The organism is Pseudomonas sp. PS02290 (assembly GCF_029960075.1).
Lineage (GTDB): Bacteria > Pseudomonadota > Gammaproteobacteria > Pseudomonadales > Pseudomonadaceae > Aquipseudomonas.
This window is the reverse complement of record NZ_JASCOY010000009.1, coordinates 102,913-118,953: the sequence shown is the minus strand read 5'-3', so window position 1 is coordinate 118,953 and position 16,041 is coordinate 102,913. Positions and strand designations below refer to the sequence as shown.

Sequence of the window (16,041 nt, the reverse complement as noted above, 5' to 3'; positions counted from 1 at the left end):
CGATTGCGATCTGCCTGTGACGATGATGTCGGCTGGTATACCGCCATCGCGAGCAAGCTCACTCCTACAGGTTCCCCGTCTGACGTTACGTCATGCGGGTGCTCTCAGGATTCGATATGCCCAGATACTTCCACCACCTTATTCTCGCGCTGTGCCTGTGGCTGCCCTTCGCCGCCCACGCCAGCGAGGCCGGCGACTTTGTTGCGGCCGACTCCTCCGAGCGCGCCCAATTGCTGGAAAGCTGGGCCGCCAGGCCTGACCCGGCGCGCGTCGAGTTGCTGGTTGCCCTGCAGGATGGCCGCGTCGCTGCCGACAGCAGCAACCGGGCGTTCATTCAGAACGGCGACAGCTTTATCGCCGTCGACCCGGACGCCCCCGCGCTGGCCGATGCACCCAACCCCGATGCGCCCCAAGCCATCAGCCTGAACAACCGCCTTCGCGGCCTGATCAACACCGCGCTGGCCAGCCATCAGCTTTTAGCCGCCGACCCGAAAGTCCGCCTGGCTGCCGCGCAGGTCCTGCAAAAAAGCGCCCGTCCGGCGCAGTTGCCCTTGCTGGTGCAGCAAGTGGCGAGCGAACAGGACGACAGCGTTCACGCCGCCCTGACCCTGGCGCTGGCCAATCTGCAACTGGTCGACATCAGCCCCACCGTGCGGCTCGCCGCCGTGCGTCTGCTCGGTGAAACCGGTGATCCACTGGCCCGCACCCGTCTCGAAACCCTGCTCGAACCCAACGTCGAAACCGACGCTACCGTGCGCCTGGCGGCCGAAACCAGCCTGGCTCAGGTCAAACGCAAATTGATGTTCGGCGAGATCCTCGGGCAAGCCTTCGCCGGCCTGTCGCTCGGATCGATTCTGCTGCTGGCGGCGCTGGGACTGGCGATCACTTTCGGCCTGCTCGGTGTGATCAACATGGCCCACGGCGAGATGCTGATGCTCGGCGCCTACGCCACCTACGTCGTGCAGATGATGTTTCAGCGCTACGCCCCCGGCGCCCTTGAGTTCTATCCGCTGGTCGCGCTGCCGATCGCGTTTTTCGTGACTGCGTGCATCGGCATGGCGCTGGAGCGTACGGTCATTCGCCACTTGTACGGTCGCCCACTGGAAACACTGCTGGCGACATGGGGCATCAGCCTGATGCTGATTCAGTTGATCCGCGTAGTGTTCGGCGCGCAGAACGTCGAAGTGGCCAACCCGGAATGGCTGTCGGGCGGCATTCAAGTGCTGCCCAACCTCGTGCTGCCCTGGAACCGCATCGTCATCATTGCGTTCGCGCTGTTTGTCGTCGTGCTGACCTGGCTGCTGCTGAACAAAACACGCCTGGGCCTCAACGTGCGCGCGGTCACCCAGAACCGCAACATGGCCGCCTGCTGCGGCGTGCCCACCGGCCGCATCGACATGATGGCCTTCGGGCTCGGCTCCGGCATCGCCGGTCTGGGCGGCGTGGCCCTGAGCCAGATCGGCAACGTCGGCCCTGACCTGGGCCAGAGCTACATCATCGACTCCTTCCTGGTGGTCGTGCTCGGCGGCGTCGGTCAGCTGGCCGGCAGCGTCACGGCGGCCTTCGGGCTGGGCATCGCCAACAAGATCCTTGAACCGCAGATCGGCGCGGTGCTGGGCAAGATCCTGATCCTGGCGCTGATAATTCTGTTCATTCAGAAACGTCCGCAAGGCCTCTTCGCACTCAAAGGACGGGTGATCGACTGATGAATCAGCCATTGATGGTCACTGCCGCGCAACGCGCCGGCACCAAAGCCACGGTTGCGGTCGGCGCGGTCATTCTTGCCCTGCTGATCGCCCTGCCGTTGTTGTCCCTGCTGCCTGAAAGCAACGGCCTGCAGGTGTCGGCCTACACGCTGACGCTGGTGGGCAAGATCCTCTGCTACGCGATCGTCGCGCTGGCGCTGGATCTGGTCTGGGGCTACGCCGGCCTGTTGTCCCTGGGCCACGGGCTGTTCTTCGCCCTGGGCGGTTACGCGATGGGCATGTACCTGATGCGCGAGGCGTCGGGTGACAGCCTGCCGGCGTTCATGACCTTTCTGTCGTGGACCGAACTGCCGTGGTACTGGGTCGGCACGCAGCATTTCCTCTGGGCCATGTGCCTGGTGGTGCTGGCGCCGGGGTTGCTGGCACTGGTGTTCGGCTTCTTCGCCTTCCGTTCGCGGATCAAGGGCGTGTACTTCTCGATCATGACCCAGGCCCTGACCTTCGCCGGCATGTTGCTGTTTTTCCGCAACGAAACCGGCTTTGGCGGCAATAACGGCTTCACCAACTTTCGCAGCATTCTGGGGTTCAGCATCACCTCCCAAGGCACCCGCGCCGTGTTGTTTCTGCTGACAGTGGCGTTGCTGGCGGGCAGCCTGTTCGTCGGCTGGCGTCTGGCGCGCAGCAAGTTCGGTCGCGTGTTAACCGCCGTGCGCGATGCGGAGAACCGCCTGATGTTCTGCGGCTACGACCCGCGCGGCTTCAAGCTGTTCGTCTGGGTGTTGAGCGCCGTGTTGTGCGGCCTGGCCGGGGCGTTGTATGTGCCCCAGGTCGGCATCATCAACCCGAGCGAAATGTCGCCAACCAACTCCATTGAAGCGGCAGTCTGGGTCGCCCTGGGCGGTCGCGGCACGCTGATCGGCCCGCTGCTCGGCGCCGGTGTGGTCAATGGCATGAAGAGCTGGTTCACCGTGGCTTTCCCTGAATACTGGCTGTTCTTCCTCGGCGCGCTGTTCATCGTGGTGACGCTGTATCTGCCCAAAGGCGTGATCGGCCTGATCAAGAAAAGGGGCGAGCAATGAAAAGCACTCCGACGCCCGCATTCGATCCGGTGCTCGACCCGAACAGCGATGCCGGTACCAGCCGCGACGCCATCGGTCTCGGGCAGGTTGCCGGCAAGGGGCTGAACACCTTGCACGGCACGATCCTGACCCTGGAAGACATCAGCGTCAGTTTCGACGGGTTCAAGGCTCTCAATGATCTGAATCTGTACATCCGCGTCGGCGAGCTGCGCTGCATCATCGGCCCCAATGGCGCGGGCAAGACCACGCTGATGGACGTGATCACCGGCAAGACCCGCCCCAGTCACGGCAAGGCCTGGTTCGGCGAAACCCTTGATCTGACCAAGATGAGCGAAGTGCAGATCGCCCAGGCCGGGATCGGGCGCAAGTTTCAAAAACCCACGGTGTTCGAAGCGCTGAGCGTGTTCGAAAACCTGGAGCTGGCGCAGAAGACCGACAAATCGGTATGGGCCAGCCTGCGGGCGAAGCTCAACGGCGAACAGCGCGACCGCATCGACGAGGTGCTGGAAACCATTCGCCTGACCGCGTCGATGTCGCGCCCCGCCGGGCTGTTGTCCCACGGCCAGAAACAGTTTCTGGAGATCGGCATGTTGCTGGTCCAGGACCCGCAATTGCTGCTGCTCGATGAGCCCGTCGCTGGCATGACCGACGCCGAAACCGAATTCACCGCCGAGCTGTTCAAGAGCCTGGCCGGTAAGCACTCGCTGATGGTGGTCGAGCACGACATGGGCTTCGTCGGCACCATCGCCGACCACGTCACCGTGCTGCACCAGGGCAGCGTGCTGGCGGAAGGATCGCTGGAAGACGTGCAGGCGGATGAAAGAGTTATCGAAGTGTATTTGGGGCGGTAAACCTCCGATCTGCTGATCGTTCCCTCGCTCCGCGTGGGAATGCATCCGGTGACGCTCCGCGTCATGAAGCAGACGCAGAGCGCCCGATGCGGCGTTCCCACGCAGAGCGTGGGAACGATCATAGGATTTCTTGAGAAACTGGCCATGCTCCAAGTCGAAAAGCTCCACCAGTACTACGGCGGCAGCCACATCCTCCGAGGCCTGTCGTTTGACGTAAAAATCGGCGAGGTCACGTGCCTGCTCGGTCGTAACGGCGTGGGCAAGACCACGCTGTTGAAAGTGCTGATGGGGCTGCTGCCCGCCAAAGAAGGCGTGGTGCAGTGGGAAGGCAAGCCGATCACCGGTTTCAAGCCCCACCAGCGCGTACATTCCGGGATCGCCTACGTGCCCCAGGGCCGGGAGATTTTCGGCCGACTGACCGTTGAGGAAAACCTGCTGATGGGCCTGTCGCGTTTCCCGGGCTCAGAGGCCAAGGAAGTCCCGCCGTTCATTTACGAGCTGTTCCCGGTGCTGCTGCAGATGAAGCACCGGCGTGGTGGTGACCTGTCCGGCGGTCAGCAACAGCAGCTGGCGATCGGTCGCGCCCTCGCCAGTCGCCCTCGCCTGCTGATTCTCGACGAGCCCACCGAAGGCATTCAGCCCTCGGTGATCAAGGAGATTGGCGCCGTGATCAAGAAGCTCGCCGCGCGCGGTGACATGGCGATCCTGCTGGTCGAGCAGTTCTATGATTTCGCCGCCGAGCTGGCGGATCAGTACATCGTCATGTCCCGCGGCGAGATAGTCCAGCAGGGCCGCGGCGAAAACATGGAGACCGAAGGCGTTCGGGGCCTGGTCACCATTTGATGCGCCGATCAGCTAAGGTACGGTCCTTCGATAACACGATAATCGACTTATGAATCTTCCTGCCCACACCGCCCTGTTCACCCCCAGCTGGCATGCCGAGCTGGAGCTGGCGTATGGGCGTTTCGGCGACAGCACGCGCCCGACCCAGCGGCGTCACAAAGGTCCGTTGCGGGTGCAAAAGCATCTGTACGCAGAAGGCCCGCAGGTCTGCCAGCACATCATCGTTCACCCGCCGGGCGGCATTGCCGGCGGCGACCGGCTGTACATCAGCGCCAGCGTCGGTGCCAACGCTTGGGCGCAATTGACCAGCCCCGGCGCAGCGAAGTGGTACCGCGCGGCGGGTCCGGCCTATCAGCAACTGGACATCAAAGTCGCTGCAGGCGGCACGCTGGAGTGGCTGCCCCAGGAGAGCATCGTGTTCAGCGAGGCCAAGGCTGAATTGACCACGCGAATCGACCTTGAAGGCGACGCCCGGCTGTTTTATTGGGATGTGGTTGCGCTGGGCCGGCCGGCCAGTGGCGAGCGCTTCGATCACGGCCACTTTCAGGCACATCTGGATATTCGGCGCGATGGCCAGCTGTTGTGGCACGAGCGCCAGCGCATTGTCGGCAATGACGGCTTGCTGGATTCGCCGATCGGCCTCGGTGGCAAACCGGTGTTCGCGACGCTGATCGTGACCGGGGAAATCGACGCTGAGTTGATGGAGCGCTGCCGCGAGCTGGCCGAACATTCCCCCGTGCGCGGCGACCTGAGCCAGCTGCCCGGGCTGATCATCGCCCGTTGCCTGGCAGACGAAGCCCTGCATGCGCGGGCCTGGCTGATTGCATTATGGAAGCTGCTGCGCCCTGCCCTGTTGGGCCGGGAAGCGGTGGCGCCGCGGATCTGGAGCACTTGATGGGACGCGTTGCCCGACCCGCTCCCTCGGGGCACGCATAGACATGCTGTAGGAGTGAGCTTGGTCTGGGCCGCATCCGGACGATAGCGATTCATCAGATAGGGACATGTCTCCGACACACCGCTATCGCGAGCAAGCGCACTCCTACAGATACATTGCAGCGCTGACTTATTCAGTTATTTAAGACGGACAAAACCCATGGACCTGACACCACGCGAAAAAGACAAGATGTTGATCTTCACCGCAGGCCTGGTGGCCGAGCGGCGGCTGGCACGCGGTGTGAAGCTCAATTACCCGGAAGCGATGGCCTTCATCTCCGCCGCCCTGCTGGAAGGTGCGCGGGACGGCCAGACCGTCGCCGACCTCATGCACTACGGGACAACTCTGTTGACCCGTGAACAGGTGATGGAGGGCATCCCGGAAATGATCCCGGAAATCCAGGTCGAGGCCACCTTTCCGGACGGCACCAAGCTGGTCACCGTGCATCAACCGATTGCCTGAGCGGCGCATCGACGCTGAGATGCCCACTGAAACAGCCACACAGGAACCCGTGGAAACGAACATGACCTATTCGATTCGTGACGCACTGCTGACGGACATGCCGGCCGTGCTGGCCATCTACAACGACGCCGTGCTCAACACCACGGCGATCTGGAACGAGCAACCGGTGGACCTCGCCAACCGCGAAGCCTGGTTCGCCGCGCGCCAGGCCCAGGCGTACCCGATTCTGGTGGCGGTCGACGCCAACGATCAGGTGCTGGGCTATTCGTCGTTCGGTGACTGGCGGCCATTCGAAGGCTTTCGCCACACCGTTGAGCACTCGGTTTACGTGCGCGCCGATCAACGGGGCAACGGCCTGGGTCCGCTGCTCATGAAAGCGCTGATCGAACGGGCCCGCGCCTGCGACAAGCACATGATGGTCGCGGCCATCGAAAGCGGAAACGCGGCGTCGATTCACCTGCACGCGCGCGAGGGTTTCATCACGACCGGGCAGATGCCCCAGGTCGGCACCAAGTTCGGCCGCTGGCTGGACCTGACCTTCATGCAACTGGACCTGTCGCCCGGCGCCTCTGCTCCACCCTCGCAAGCGCCCGGCATCAAGCCTGTCGCCTGAATGTTCATTCTGAAAGGATTTCGTCCATGAATGCCGCCCACTTACGCCGCGTCACGCCAGAAAGTTTTGCCCACTATCGCCCGGGTCTGGTGGCGCTATTGCTCGACGCCGTGCAAGACGGCGCGTCGGTCGGGTTCATGGCGGATCTAGGCGCCGAGGAGGCTGCCGACTGGTGGGACGGCGTCAAAGCCGAGGTCAAGCAGGGCAACGTGCTGCTGTGGGTGGTGGCAGAAGAAGACCAGGTGCTGGCGACGGTGCAATTGGCGCTGTGCCAGAAGGCCAACGGTCTGAACCGCGCCGAGGTGCAGAAATTGCTGGTGCTCAGTCAGGCGCGTCGGCGCGGGCTGGCAACTCAATTGATGACAGCGGTCGAGCAAGCGGCCCAGCAGCATCAGCGCGGGCTGTTGTTTCTGGACACGCTGGCAGGTTCCGATGCTGAAGATTTCTATCGCGCGCTGGGTTACGAGCTGTCTGGCATGCTGCCGGACTACGCCTGCAACCCCGACGGCGAATACAAGGCCACGGCCATTTACTACAAGTTACTGTCGAGGAAGAGCGCATGATTCCTGGTGAGTACCAGATCCAGCCCGGCGACATCGAGCTCAACGCCGGTCGCCGCACCATCACCCTCAGCGTCGCCAACAGCGGCGACCGGCCGATTCAGGTCGGCTCGCACTTTCATTTTTTCGAGACCAACGACGCCCTGACCTTCGACCGCGCCGCCAGCCGGGGCATGCGTTTGAACATCCCGGCCGGCACCGCCGTGCGCTTCGAGCCAGGGCAGGCGCGGGAGGTGGAACTGGTGGACCTGGCCGGGTTGAGGCGGGTTTTCGGGTTTGCCGGGCGGGTGATGGGGGATTTGTAAGGCTGTTTCTCTGTGGCGCGCGATTGCCCGCCAATGATCGTTCCCACGCTCTGCGTGGGAATGCAGCCCCTGACGCTCCGCGTCATACATCGGACGCAGAGCGTCCAGCGAGGCGTTACCACGCAGAGCGTGGGAACGATCCATGAATTCAAGGAATCGCCATGAAAATTTCCAGACAAGCCTACGCCGACATGTTCGGCCCCACTGTCGGCGACCGTGTGCGTCTGGCCGACACCGAGCTGTGGATTGAGGTCGAGCAGGATTTCACCGTCTATGGCGAGGAAGTGAAGTTCGGCGGTGGCAAGGTCATTCGTGACGGCATGGGCCAGGGCCAGGGCGTGGCTGCCGAAGTCGTCGACACGCTGATCACCAACGCACTGATCGTCGATCACTGGGGCATCGTCAAAGCCGACGTCGGTCTCAAGGACGGGCGCATCGCGGCCATCGGCAAGGCCGGCAACCCGGACATCCAGCCCGGCGTGACCATCGCCATCGGCGCGGCGACCGAAGTGATTGCAGGCGAAGGCATGATCCTCACCGCCGGCGGCGTCGACACCCACATCCACTTCATCTGCCCGCAGCAGATCGAAGAAGCGCTGATGAGCGGCGTCACCACCATGATCGGCGGCGGCACCGGCCCCGCGACGGGCACCAACGCGACCACGGTCACGCCCGGCAAGTGGCACATGATGCGCATGCTGCAGGCCGCCGAAGCGTTCCCCATGAACATCGGCTTTACCGGCAAGGGCAACGTCAGCCTGCCCGAGCCTTTGATCGAACAGGTCAAGGCCGGTGCCATCGGCCTCAAGCTGCACGAAGACTGGGGCACCACGCCTGCAGCCATCGACAACTGCCTGAGCGTCGCTGATCAGTACGACGTGCAGGTGGCGATCCACACCGACACCCTGAACGAATCCGGCTTCGTCGAAACCACCCTGGCGGCGTTCAAGAACCGCACCATTCACACCTACCACACCGAAGGCGCCGGCGGCGGTCACGCACCGGACATCATCAAGGCCTGCGGCTTCCCTAACGTGCTGCCGAGCTCGACCAACCCGACCCGGCCGTTCACCCGCAACACCATCGACGAGCACTTGGACATGTTGATGGTCTGCCATCATCTGGACCCGAGCATCGCCGAAGACGTCGCGTTCGCCGAGAGCCGCATCCGCCGCGAAACCATTGCCGCCGAGGACATTCTTCATGATCTGGGCGCATTCTCGATGCTCAGCTCCGACAGCCAGGCCATGGGCCGCGTCGGCGAAGTGATCATGCGCACCTGGCAGACCGCCGACAAAATGAAACGCCAGCGCGGGCCATTGCCTGGTGACGGCGAGGGAAATGACAACTTCCGCGCCAAACGCTACATCGCCAAATACACCATCAACCCGGCCATCACCCACGGCATCAGCCATGAAGTGGGTTCGGTGGAAGTGGGCAAATGGGCGGACCTGGTGCTGTGGCGCCCGGCCTTCTTCGGCGTGAAACCGACGCTGATCCTTAAAGGTGGGTCGATTGCCGCGAGTCTGATGGGCGACGCCAACGCCTCGATCCCGACCCCACAACCGGTTCACTACCGCCCGATGTTCGCCAGCTACGGCAGCTCGCTCCACGCCAGCAGCCTGACCTTCATCAGCCAGGCGGCCTTTGATGCCGGCGTTCCGGAGCAGCTGGGGCTGAAGAAACAGATTGGCGTGGTGAAGGGCTGCCGCAGCGTGACCAAGGCCGACCTCATCCACAACGACTACCTGCCGAACATCGACGTGGACCCGCAGACGTATCAGGTCAAGGCCGACGGCGTATTGTTGTGGTGCGAGCCGGCCGAGGTCTTGCCGATGGCGCAGCGGTATTTTCTGTTCTAAGCGGAGAACTCACTTTCTTTTGGGCGCGAGCTTGCTCGCGAAGGGGCCGGCGCATCCACCCACTCTTTCAATGGCTGAAATGCCGCCTTCGTGAGCACGGTGGGGCGCGACCCCGGTCTCCTACATGGCTTGTTTTGGCTGCCTGACAGCGCTTCAACTGGACGGCAAGCCAACACTAAGAGGAAGCGCACGCAAATGCGTGATGCTTCCTGCAACAACATGGCGGTACTATGCGCGCTCTCATTCAGCGCCCCGCCAGCAAGGTAGTCCCCCATGCGTCTTTCGGACTTCATCGTTCAGAATGTGGATCGCATCGTCGATGAGTGGGAACGGTTTGCGGCCACGCTGACGCCCGCAGCCGCCCAGATGAGTTCAGTCGAGCTGCGCGACCACGCCGAGGCGATCCTTCTCGCGGCGGCGCGTGACATGAACACCGCCCAGACCAAGGCCGAGCGCATCGCCAAGGCTCAGGGCGAAGACATCGGCAAAACCCCGACACTCGATCAGGCCGCCTCCAGTCATGGCGAGCTGCGGCATATCGTCGGGTTTGATCTGGTGCAGATGACCTCCGAATTCCGTCATCTTCGGGCCACGGTCGTGCGCTTCTGGGCAGAAAACCAGAAAGAGCCGCAGGCCAGTCATCTCACTGACATGATTCGCTTCAACGAAGCCATCGACGAAGCCCTGGCCGAGTCGACGGCCGCCTACGCCGATCGCGTGACGCGTTCCCGTGACATCTTTCTCGCCATTCTCGGCCACGACCTGCGCGCGCCCTTGCAGGCCATCGGCATGTCGTCCGAAGTGCTTATGCGCAAAACCGCGCTGACGGACGCCGATCTTGCGTATATCAAGCGCATCAAGAGCAGCAGTCTGTTGATGGGAACGATGATCAGCGATTTGCTGGAGTTCGTTCGAAGCCGTCTCGGCGTCACGTTGCCGGTCGAACGCAAGCCGATGGAGATGACCCTCGCCTGCCGTGAAGCCATTGACGCGGCCACGGCGGGGCAGCCCGATTGCAACGCAGTGTTCACCAGCACCGGTGAGACCCGGGGCGAGTGGGATCAGGCGCGCATCGCGCAATTGCTGCAAAACCTGATTGGCAACGCCTTACAGCATGGCGCGGCGACGCGTCGGGTCACCGTCACGCTCACCGGCAGCGAAAACCACGTGAGCCTCTCGGTGCACAACGACGGCGAGCCGATTGCGGAAGAAGCCATCGGCAGCATCTTCGACCCGCTGGTGCGCTCGGCCAATGAAAAGGCCGGCATCCACAACCCGTCCACCAGCCTGGGCCTGGGACTGTTCATCGTCAAAGAAGTGGTGAACGCCCATGGCGGCGGCATCACGGTTGTGTCGAACGTCGGAGACGGTACGACGTTTACCGTGGAGTTGCCGAAGAAAGGTTAGCAAGCGACTGCGCGAAATCCGCCAAACACCGCGCTGTTGCAGGGGCGCTCGATACCTGTGGGAGTGAGCTTGCTCACGAAGGCGGCAGTCCTGCCGCCGAAGATGTAACGAATGAGAAGGCCTCTTCGCGAGCAAGCTCGCTCCCACAATGACGTCGTCAGCAGGAAGATCGCTATCTGGCAGAAACGCAGCACTTGTGGGAGTGAGCTTGCTCACGAAGACTGCATCCCTGCTGCCGAAGATGTAGCGGAAGGGCCTATTCGTGAGCAAGCTCACTCCCACAATGACATCGTCAGCAGGAAGATCGCTATCTGGCAGAAACGCAGCACTTGTGGGAATGAGCTTGCTCACGAAGACTGCATCCCTGCTGCCAGAGATGTAACGAATGAGAAGGCCTCTTCGCGAGCAAGCTCGCTCCCACAATGACGTCGTCAGCAGGAGGATCGCTATCTGGCAGAAACGCAGCACTTGTGGGAATGAGCTTGCTCACGAAGACTGCATCCCTGCTGCCGAAGATGTAACGAATGAGAAGGCCTCTTCGCGAGCAAGCTCGCTCCCACACTGCCCTCCACGCCAGCCTGTCAGTCGAGAAACCGCCCCAACCGCTGCCTGAGCATGCGGTTTTCCGCCCTCACGTGTTCAAGCTCGTCGAGCAGGTTCAGCGCCAGGGCGACGCCGTCCCATTCCAGCTGCAATTCGTAATGCAATTTGACCGCGCGTTTGGCAATCGACAGCGCCGCGCTGTCGAACAGCCATTCGTCCGGCTGCCTTCCCTGGGGTTCGAGAATGCCATGTTCGACAATCTCGATGACGAAGGCGGCCGGCAGGTCGACCACCTGACAGAACTCCTGCATGTCGATGACCAGGGTGTTGCTCATGATCAGTTACTCCATTGAGCCCTCGGATCGAACGCGGCCTGCTCGGCCAGCTTTTCCCACAGCGCTTTGGTAGCCTCATCGGTGGATTTGGGCATGACGATTTTCAGTTGTGCGTACAGATCGCCGCGCTGGCCCTGCTTGTTCAACAGACCATTGCCTTTGACCCGCAGCCGCTGGCCGTTCTGGCTGTCCGGACGGATGGTCAGGTTGATCTTGCCGGTCAGTGTCGGGACGGCCACTTTTGTGCCGAGCGCCGCTTCCCACGGCGCGATCGGCACCGTGATGATCAGGTCGTGGCCCTCGACGTCGAACATCGGATGCGGCGCCAGACGGATGATCAGATAGAGATCGCCCTTCTCGCCACCGGCCACGCCGGGAGCGCCCTGCCCCTTGAGGCGAATGCGCTCGCCATCGGTGACGCCCGCCGGGATCTTCACGTTCAGCGTCTTGGTGATGTCCGCCATGCGCTGGCCGTTGGCGCTGTGCTGCGGCACTTTGAAGCTGATCTGCTTGGACTCGGTGGAGAGTGTCTCCTCCAGAAACACCGCCAGTTCCATCTCCACATCCTGCCCTCGACGCCCCGGGCTCTGCGCCCGACCGCCTTGCTGACCACCACGATTGCCGAAGATGGAGCTGAAGAAGTCGGAAAAATCTCCGTCCTCGAAGCCGCCGCCGCCAAAACCCGGCCCTGCGCCCGCGCCGCCACGGCCCTGCCAGCCAGGCGGCGGCTGGAACCGGCCCTGACTGCCGTATTTGCGGATCTCGTCGTATTCGGCGCGCTTTTCCGGATCGCTCAGCGCTTCATAGGCCTCGGAAGCCTCTTTGAATTTGTCTTCCGCGCCAGGCTCTTTGCTGACGTCGGGGTGATACTTGCGCGCGAGCTTGCGATAGGCGGTCTTGATTGTCTTCTCGTCCGCCGTCGGCTCTACGCCAAGGATCTTGTAATAGTCTTTGAAGTCCATCTGACGGTCACCCAATTCTGGAATATCCAGCCCAGTCCGCACCGCGTTTCACATGTGAACGCTGGCAGCGTTGAACGTTGCAAGGTTATCGGCACGCAGTCGCGCGAAATGAAACGCTGTCCAGACCGGCCAAAAGCATTAAGAGTTGCCTGCTAGATTGGGGCTCGGGGCCGCAGTTCAAGACATGCGCGCGAAATAGATGCCCGGCGGCTGATAAACCGACGTTTCGCGCTACGCATCCGGCGCGCACTCGCATACACTGCGCGGCCGTTTTTTGACTGGTATGCAAAGCAGATGAGCACTCCATCCCCGGCCCGTGCCCTTGGCATCGATTTCGGCACGTCCAACTCCACGGTCGGCTGGCTGCGTCCCGGAGCGGAAACGCTGATCGCGCTGGAGGACGGCAAGATCACGCTGCCTTCGGTGGTGTTTTTCAATATCGAAGAGCGCCGCCCGGTCTACGGTCGCCTCGCCCTTCACGAATACCTCGAGGGCTACGAAGGCCGCCTGATGCGCTCGCTCAAGAGCCTGCTGGGTTCCAAGCTGATCAAGCACGACACCAGCGTGCTCGGTACGGCGATGCCGTTCAAGGACCTGCTCGGGCTATTCATCGGCGAACTCAAGAAACGCGCCGAAGCCTCGGCCGGTCATTCCTTCGAGCAAGTGGTGCTGGGCCGGCCGGTGCATTTCGTCGATGACGACGCTGCCGCCGATCAAGAGGCCGAAGACACCTTGGCCGACGTGGCGCGCAAGATCGGCTTCAAGGACGTTTCCTTTCAGTTCGAGCCGATTGCGGCGGCGTTCGACTACGAGTCGACCCTGGACCGTGAAGAGCTGGTGCTGATCGTCGACATCGGCGGTGGTACGTCGGACTTCTCGCTGGTGCGTCTTTCCCCGGAGCGTCGGTTGATCGATGACCGCCACAGCGACATCCTCGCCACCGGCGGCGTGCACATCGGCGGTACCGACTTCGACAAGCAGCTGAGCCTGCAGGGCGTGATGCCGTTGTTTGGTTATGGCAGCCGCATGAAAAGCGGCGCCTACATGCCGACCAGCACGCACATGAACCTGGCGACCTGGCACACGATCAACTCCGTGTATTCGCAAAAGTCGCAACTGGCGCTGGGCAGCATGCGCTATGACATCGAAGACACCCAGGGCATCGATCGGCTGTTCAAGCTGATCGAGCAACGCGCCGGTCACTGGTTGGCGATGGAAGTGGAAGAGACCAAGATCCAGCTGACCGAAGCGGACAGCCGTCTGGTGCCGATGGACCGCGTCGAACCCGGCTTGAGTGTCGACCTGACGCGGCAGCTGTTCGAATCGTCCATCGATGCGCTGCTCGAACGCGTGCGCGGTAGCGTGACGAACCTGTTGAATCAGGCAGGCGTGGGCGTGACCGATGTCGACACCGTGTTCTTCACCGGCGGCTCCAGCGGCATCCCGGCCCTGCGCAACAGCGTCGCCGCCATGCTGCCCAAGGCCCGGCACGTCGAAGGCAACATCTTCGGCAGCATCGGCAGCGGTTTGGCGATCGAAGCGAAAAAACGCTACGGCTGATTCGCAGCTGTCTTGCCCTCAGTGGGACCGCATGCTCTTAGTGGGACCGCATGCACTTGTAGGACTGGCTTTAGCCGGGAAGGCGTCGGGTGTCACGCCGCAAATCTTATGGTGCACAAGCCGGCCCCTTCCCGGCTGAAGCCGGTCCTACTGACCGCATGCAAATGTAGGACTGGCTTCAGCTGGGAATGCGTCGGGTGTCACGCCGCAAATCTTATGGCTCACCCACTGGCCCCTTCCCGGCTGAAGCCGGTCCTACTAAGACACCGCGTGCACATGTAGGACTGGGTTTAGCCGGGAAGACGCCGGGTGTCACGCCGCAAATCTTATGGTGCACCCACTGGCCTCTTCCCGGCTGAAGCCGGTCCCACTGACCGGGTGCAGCGGTGAAAAGGGTTCAGATCTCTTGAGCACCAGTCGCTATACCAACTCCGCCCGGCGCAGTTCGCTTTTCAGGTACGCGTAATAAATCGGCCCTGCGACCACGCCCGGCAGGCCGAAGGCAGCTTCGAAGATCAGCATCGCCAGCAGCAATTCCCACGACTTGGCGCTGATCTGCCCGCCGACGATCCGTGCGTTGAGGAAATACTCGACCTTGTGGATCACGATCAGATACCCCAACGCCGCCATCGCCACCCAGATCGACAACGACATGCCGACGATAAAGATCAGCGTGTTGGACATCAGGTTGCCCACCACCGGAAGCAGGCCCAGCAGAAAGGTCAGCACGATCAGGGTTTTGGTCAGCGGCAGGTGCACGCCACAAAGAGGCAGGATCACCGCCAGGAAGATCGAGGTGAACGCCGTGTTCAGCAGCGAGATCTTGATTTGCGCGAAGACGATATTGCGGAAGGCTTGGGTCAGCAGGTGCAGACGCTCGAACAGCGCCGCCGCCAATGGCTTGCGCTTGGTGACATCGGGGATGCGCTGCAAGGCGATAATCGCGCCCAGCACCATGCCTATCAGCAACGTCACGAACATGTGCGCCGCGCCCTTGCCGAGCAGTTGCAGCTCGCCGAGGTGCTTGGTCAGCCAGGCGCTGAGCGACACCTGAAACTCGGTGGCGCTGGCCGGCAGGTAGTTGTCGATGAAGGGCGGCAGCTGACCGCGGGCGCGGTCCACCAGAATCATGAATTTATCCAGCGACGCGCCGGGGTTTTCCGCTTCGTGCAGCAAAAAGCTGATCGCGCCGGCAAACAGCAACGCCAGTACGGTCACCACCAGAGTGCCCAGCAACGCCACCGCCAGCCACCGCGCGCGCTCGCCGGCAATCAGCCGTTGCAGCTGCGGCGTGAGCATGTCGACCAGCTCATACACCAGCAAACCCGCCAGCAGACTGGGCAGAAGGTTGAGCGGCAGGACCAGCAGCAACCCGCCGAACACGAGAATGCAACTGGCCAGATAGACTTGACGGGGCGTAAACGTTGGCATACAGCCTCAAAACGAGCGGCGTGAAGGATGGGCAGTCTGCCAGCGTTCTGAGTGGAGAACCAGCGACGCGAAAGCCCTTGAGGGCTCAAGCGCAAGGAGGCTGCGATTGCAGGCCAGATCATCGTCCGCAATCGCAGAAAGTACAGGGGCTGGCGCCGCTTTTCAGCGCCTGGAATCCGCTCGGAAAATTATTTCTTTTTAAGACAATCGCTCATGAATGCCTTGCGCGCATCGCCCTTGAGCGCCTGGGTACTGGCCGTAGCGTTGCAGGTTTTCATCTTCTCCTGCTGAGTGGCGGCAGGCGCAGGCGCGGCCTTCAGGCAGGTGCTCATGAACGCCTTGCGCTCGTCGCCCTTCAGGGATTTGGCCGAGGCATCGGCATTGCAGGTGGTCATCTTGTTTTGTTGCGCGGTGGCGGCAAAACCCTGGGCGCTCAGCAGCAGGCCCATCACTAGCAGAGGAATACGCAGCATCGTCATCGGTTTTCTCCGGAAGCGCCAAGCACCTGCATGGCTTTCAAAGCAGTGTAGTCAAAGAATGTTGCTGCATATTTCTGCAAATGCACAGCGTGCGCTGGACGTGCGGACT

At 62.2% G+C, this 16,041-nt stretch carries 16 protein-coding genes; 12 read left to right on the top strand and 4 right to left on the bottom strand.

Going from position 1 to position 16,041, the window contains the following annotated elements:
• Window positions 1-116 precede the first annotated feature (116 nt).
• The 11 genes from urtB to QMX88_RS07400 all read left to right on the top strand — a co-directional run bounded on the left by urtB (window position 117) and on the right by QMX88_RS07400 (window position 10,622).
• Complete coding sequence (gene urtB, locus QMX88_RS07450; RefSeq protein ID WP_282367823.1) at window positions 117-1,706, top strand: urea ABC transporter permease subunit UrtB; 1,590 nt, start codon at window positions 117-119, stop codon at window positions 1,704-1,706.
• Window positions 1,706-2,785 carry an urea ABC transporter permease subunit UrtC gene (gene urtC / locus QMX88_RS07445; RefSeq protein WP_282367821.1) on the top strand — a complete coding sequence of 360 codons (1,080 nt, stop codon included), beginning with the start codon at window positions 1,706-1,708 and terminating at the stop codon, window positions 2,783-2,785. Before urtB ends, urtC begins: the two co-directional genes overlap by 1 nt.
• Window positions 2,782-3,636, top strand: a complete 855-nt coding sequence (gene urtD, locus QMX88_RS07440; protein ID WP_192173458.1) for an urea ABC transporter ATP-binding protein UrtD — start codon at window positions 2,782-2,784, stop codon at window positions 3,634-3,636. Before urtC ends, urtD begins: the two co-directional genes overlap by 4 nt.
• Before the next feature lie 144 nt (window positions 3,637-3,780).
• Entirely contained in the window at window positions 3,781-4,479 is a 699-nt protein-coding gene (gene urtE / locus QMX88_RS07435; RefSeq protein ID WP_282367820.1) for an urea ABC transporter ATP-binding subunit UrtE, read from the top strand.
• Window positions 4,480-4,528: 49 nt separating this feature from the next.
• Window positions 4,529-5,374 (top strand): urease accessory protein UreD, encoded by an 846-nt coding sequence (locus QMX88_RS07430; protein ID WP_282367819.1) that lies wholly within the window; start codon window positions 4,529-4,531, stop codon window positions 5,372-5,374.
• A gap of 198 nt (window positions 5,375-5,572) precedes the next feature.
• Window positions 5,573-5,875 carry an urease subunit gamma gene (locus QMX88_RS07425; RefSeq protein ID WP_020293711.1) on the top strand — a complete coding sequence of 101 codons (303 nt, stop codon included), beginning with the start codon at window positions 5,573-5,575 and terminating at the stop codon, window positions 5,873-5,875.
• Window positions 5,876-5,936: 61 nt separating this feature from the next.
• Window positions 5,937-6,488 carry a GNAT family N-acetyltransferase gene (locus QMX88_RS07420; protein WP_282367810.1) on the top strand — a complete coding sequence of 184 codons (552 nt, stop codon included), beginning with the start codon at window positions 5,937-5,939 and terminating at the stop codon, window positions 6,486-6,488.
• A gap of 26 nt (window positions 6,489-6,514) precedes the next feature.
• The gene (locus QMX88_RS07415) at window positions 6,515-7,051 is read left to right on the top strand and encodes a GNAT family N-acetyltransferase (RefSeq protein ID WP_282367809.1); all 537 of its coding nucleotides are present in this window, start codon (window positions 6,515-6,517) and stop codon (window positions 7,049-7,051) included.
• Complete coding sequence (locus tag QMX88_RS07410) at window positions 7,048-7,353, top strand: urease subunit beta (RefSeq protein WP_282367808.1); 306 nt, start codon at window positions 7,048-7,050, stop codon at window positions 7,351-7,353. Before QMX88_RS07415 ends, QMX88_RS07410 begins: the two co-directional genes overlap by 4 nt.
• A gap of 161 nt (window positions 7,354-7,514) precedes the next feature.
• Window positions 7,515-9,215 (top strand): urease subunit alpha, encoded by a 1,701-nt coding sequence (ureC, locus tag QMX88_RS07405; protein ID WP_172610566.1) that lies wholly within the window; start codon window positions 7,515-7,517, stop codon window positions 9,213-9,215.
• Window positions 9,216-9,488: 273 nt separating this feature from the next.
• Window positions 9,489-10,622 (top strand): sensor histidine kinase, encoded by a 1,134-nt coding sequence (locus tag QMX88_RS07400; protein WP_282367807.1) that lies wholly within the window; start codon window positions 9,489-9,491, stop codon window positions 10,620-10,622.
• 581 nt (window positions 10,623-11,203) lie between these two features.
• Here QMX88_RS07400 and QMX88_RS07395 read toward each other — a convergent pair.
• Both QMX88_RS07395 and cbpA read right to left on the bottom strand, forming a co-directional pair.
• Window positions 11,204-11,500 (bottom strand): chaperone modulator CbpM, encoded by a 297-nt coding sequence (locus QMX88_RS07395; RefSeq protein ID WP_282367806.1) that lies wholly within the window; start codon window positions 11,498-11,500, stop codon window positions 11,204-11,206.
• Window positions 11,501-11,502: 2 nt separating this feature from the next.
• Window positions 11,503-12,462 (bottom strand): curved DNA-binding protein, encoded by a 960-nt coding sequence (cbpA, locus tag QMX88_RS07390; RefSeq protein ID WP_172610563.1) that lies wholly within the window; start codon window positions 12,460-12,462, stop codon window positions 11,503-11,505.
• 294 nt (window positions 12,463-12,756) lie between these two features.
• On the opposite strand from cbpA, the gene QMX88_RS07385 reads away from it, so the two are divergent.
• Window positions 12,757-14,022 (top strand): Hsp70 family protein, encoded by a 1,266-nt coding sequence (locus QMX88_RS07385; RefSeq protein WP_282367805.1) that lies wholly within the window; start codon window positions 12,757-12,759, stop codon window positions 14,020-14,022.
• Window positions 14,023-14,442: 420 nt separating this feature from the next.
• Here the strand turns inward: QMX88_RS07385 and QMX88_RS07380 are convergent, their stop codons facing one another.
• On the bottom strand, window positions 14,443-15,453 hold the full coding sequence (locus tag QMX88_RS07380) for an AI-2E family transporter (protein WP_133774480.1): 1,011 nt from the start codon (window positions 15,451-15,453) through the stop codon (window positions 14,443-14,445).
• 188 nt (window positions 15,454-15,641) lie between these two features.
• Window positions 15,642-15,932 carry a PsiF family protein gene (locus QMX88_RS07375; RefSeq protein WP_122533784.1) on the bottom strand — a complete coding sequence of 97 codons (291 nt, stop codon included), beginning with the start codon at window positions 15,930-15,932 and terminating at the stop codon, window positions 15,642-15,644.
• Between the last annotated feature and the right edge of the window lie 109 nt (window positions 15,933-16,041).

Excerpts from the sequence above, each read along its gene's own strand:
- QMX88_RS07430 (WP_282367819.1), top strand. The coding sequence starts at position 4,529 with ATGAATCTTCCTGCCCACACCGCCCTGTTCACCCCCAGCTGGCATGCC.
- urtD (WP_192173458.1), top strand. The coding sequence starts at position 2,782 with ATGAAAAGCACTCCGACGCCCGCATTCGATCCGGTGCTCGACCCGAAC.
- urtC (WP_282367821.1), top strand. The coding sequence starts at position 1,706 with ATGAATCAGCCATTGATGGTCACTGCCGCGCAACGCGCCGGCACCAAA.
- urtE (WP_282367820.1), top strand. The coding sequence starts at position 3,781 with ATGCTCCAAGTCGAAAAGCTCCACCAGTACTACGGCGGCAGCCACATC.
- QMX88_RS07375 (WP_122533784.1), bottom strand. The coding sequence starts at position 15,932 with ATGACGATGCTGCGTATTCCTCTGCTAGTGATGGGCCTGCTGCTGAGC.
- urtB (WP_282367823.1), top strand. The coding sequence starts at position 117 with ATGCCCAGATACTTCCACCACCTTATTCTCGCGCTGTGCCTGTGGCTG.
- QMX88_RS07395 (WP_282367806.1), bottom strand. The coding sequence starts at position 11,500 with ATGAGCAACACCCTGGTCATCGACATGCAGGAGTTCTGTCAGGTGGTC.
- QMX88_RS07380 (WP_133774480.1), bottom strand. The coding sequence starts at position 15,453 with ATGCCAACGTTTACGCCCCGTCAAGTCTATCTGGCCAGTTGCATTCTC.
- ureC (WP_172610566.1), top strand. The coding sequence starts at position 7,515 with ATGAAAATTTCCAGACAAGCCTACGCCGACATGTTCGGCCCCACTGTC.
- QMX88_RS07385 (WP_282367805.1), top strand. The coding sequence starts at position 12,757 with ATGAGCACTCCATCCCCGGCCCGTGCCCTTGGCATCGATTTCGGCACG.
- QMX88_RS07420 (WP_282367810.1), top strand. The coding sequence starts at position 5,937 with ATGACCTATTCGATTCGTGACGCACTGCTGACGGACATGCCGGCCGTG.
- QMX88_RS07415 (WP_282367809.1), top strand. The coding sequence starts at position 6,515 with ATGAATGCCGCCCACTTACGCCGCGTCACGCCAGAAAGTTTTGCCCAC.
- QMX88_RS07425 (WP_020293711.1), top strand. The coding sequence starts at position 5,573 with ATGGACCTGACACCACGCGAAAAAGACAAGATGTTGATCTTCACCGCA.
- cbpA (WP_172610563.1), bottom strand. The coding sequence starts at position 12,462 with ATGGACTTCAAAGACTATTACAAGATCCTTGGCGTAGAGCCGACGGCG.
- QMX88_RS07410 (WP_282367808.1), top strand. The coding sequence starts at position 7,048 with ATGATTCCTGGTGAGTACCAGATCCAGCCCGGCGACATCGAGCTCAAC.
- QMX88_RS07400 (WP_282367807.1), top strand. The coding sequence starts at position 9,489 with ATGCGTCTTTCGGACTTCATCGTTCAGAATGTGGATCGCATCGTCGAT.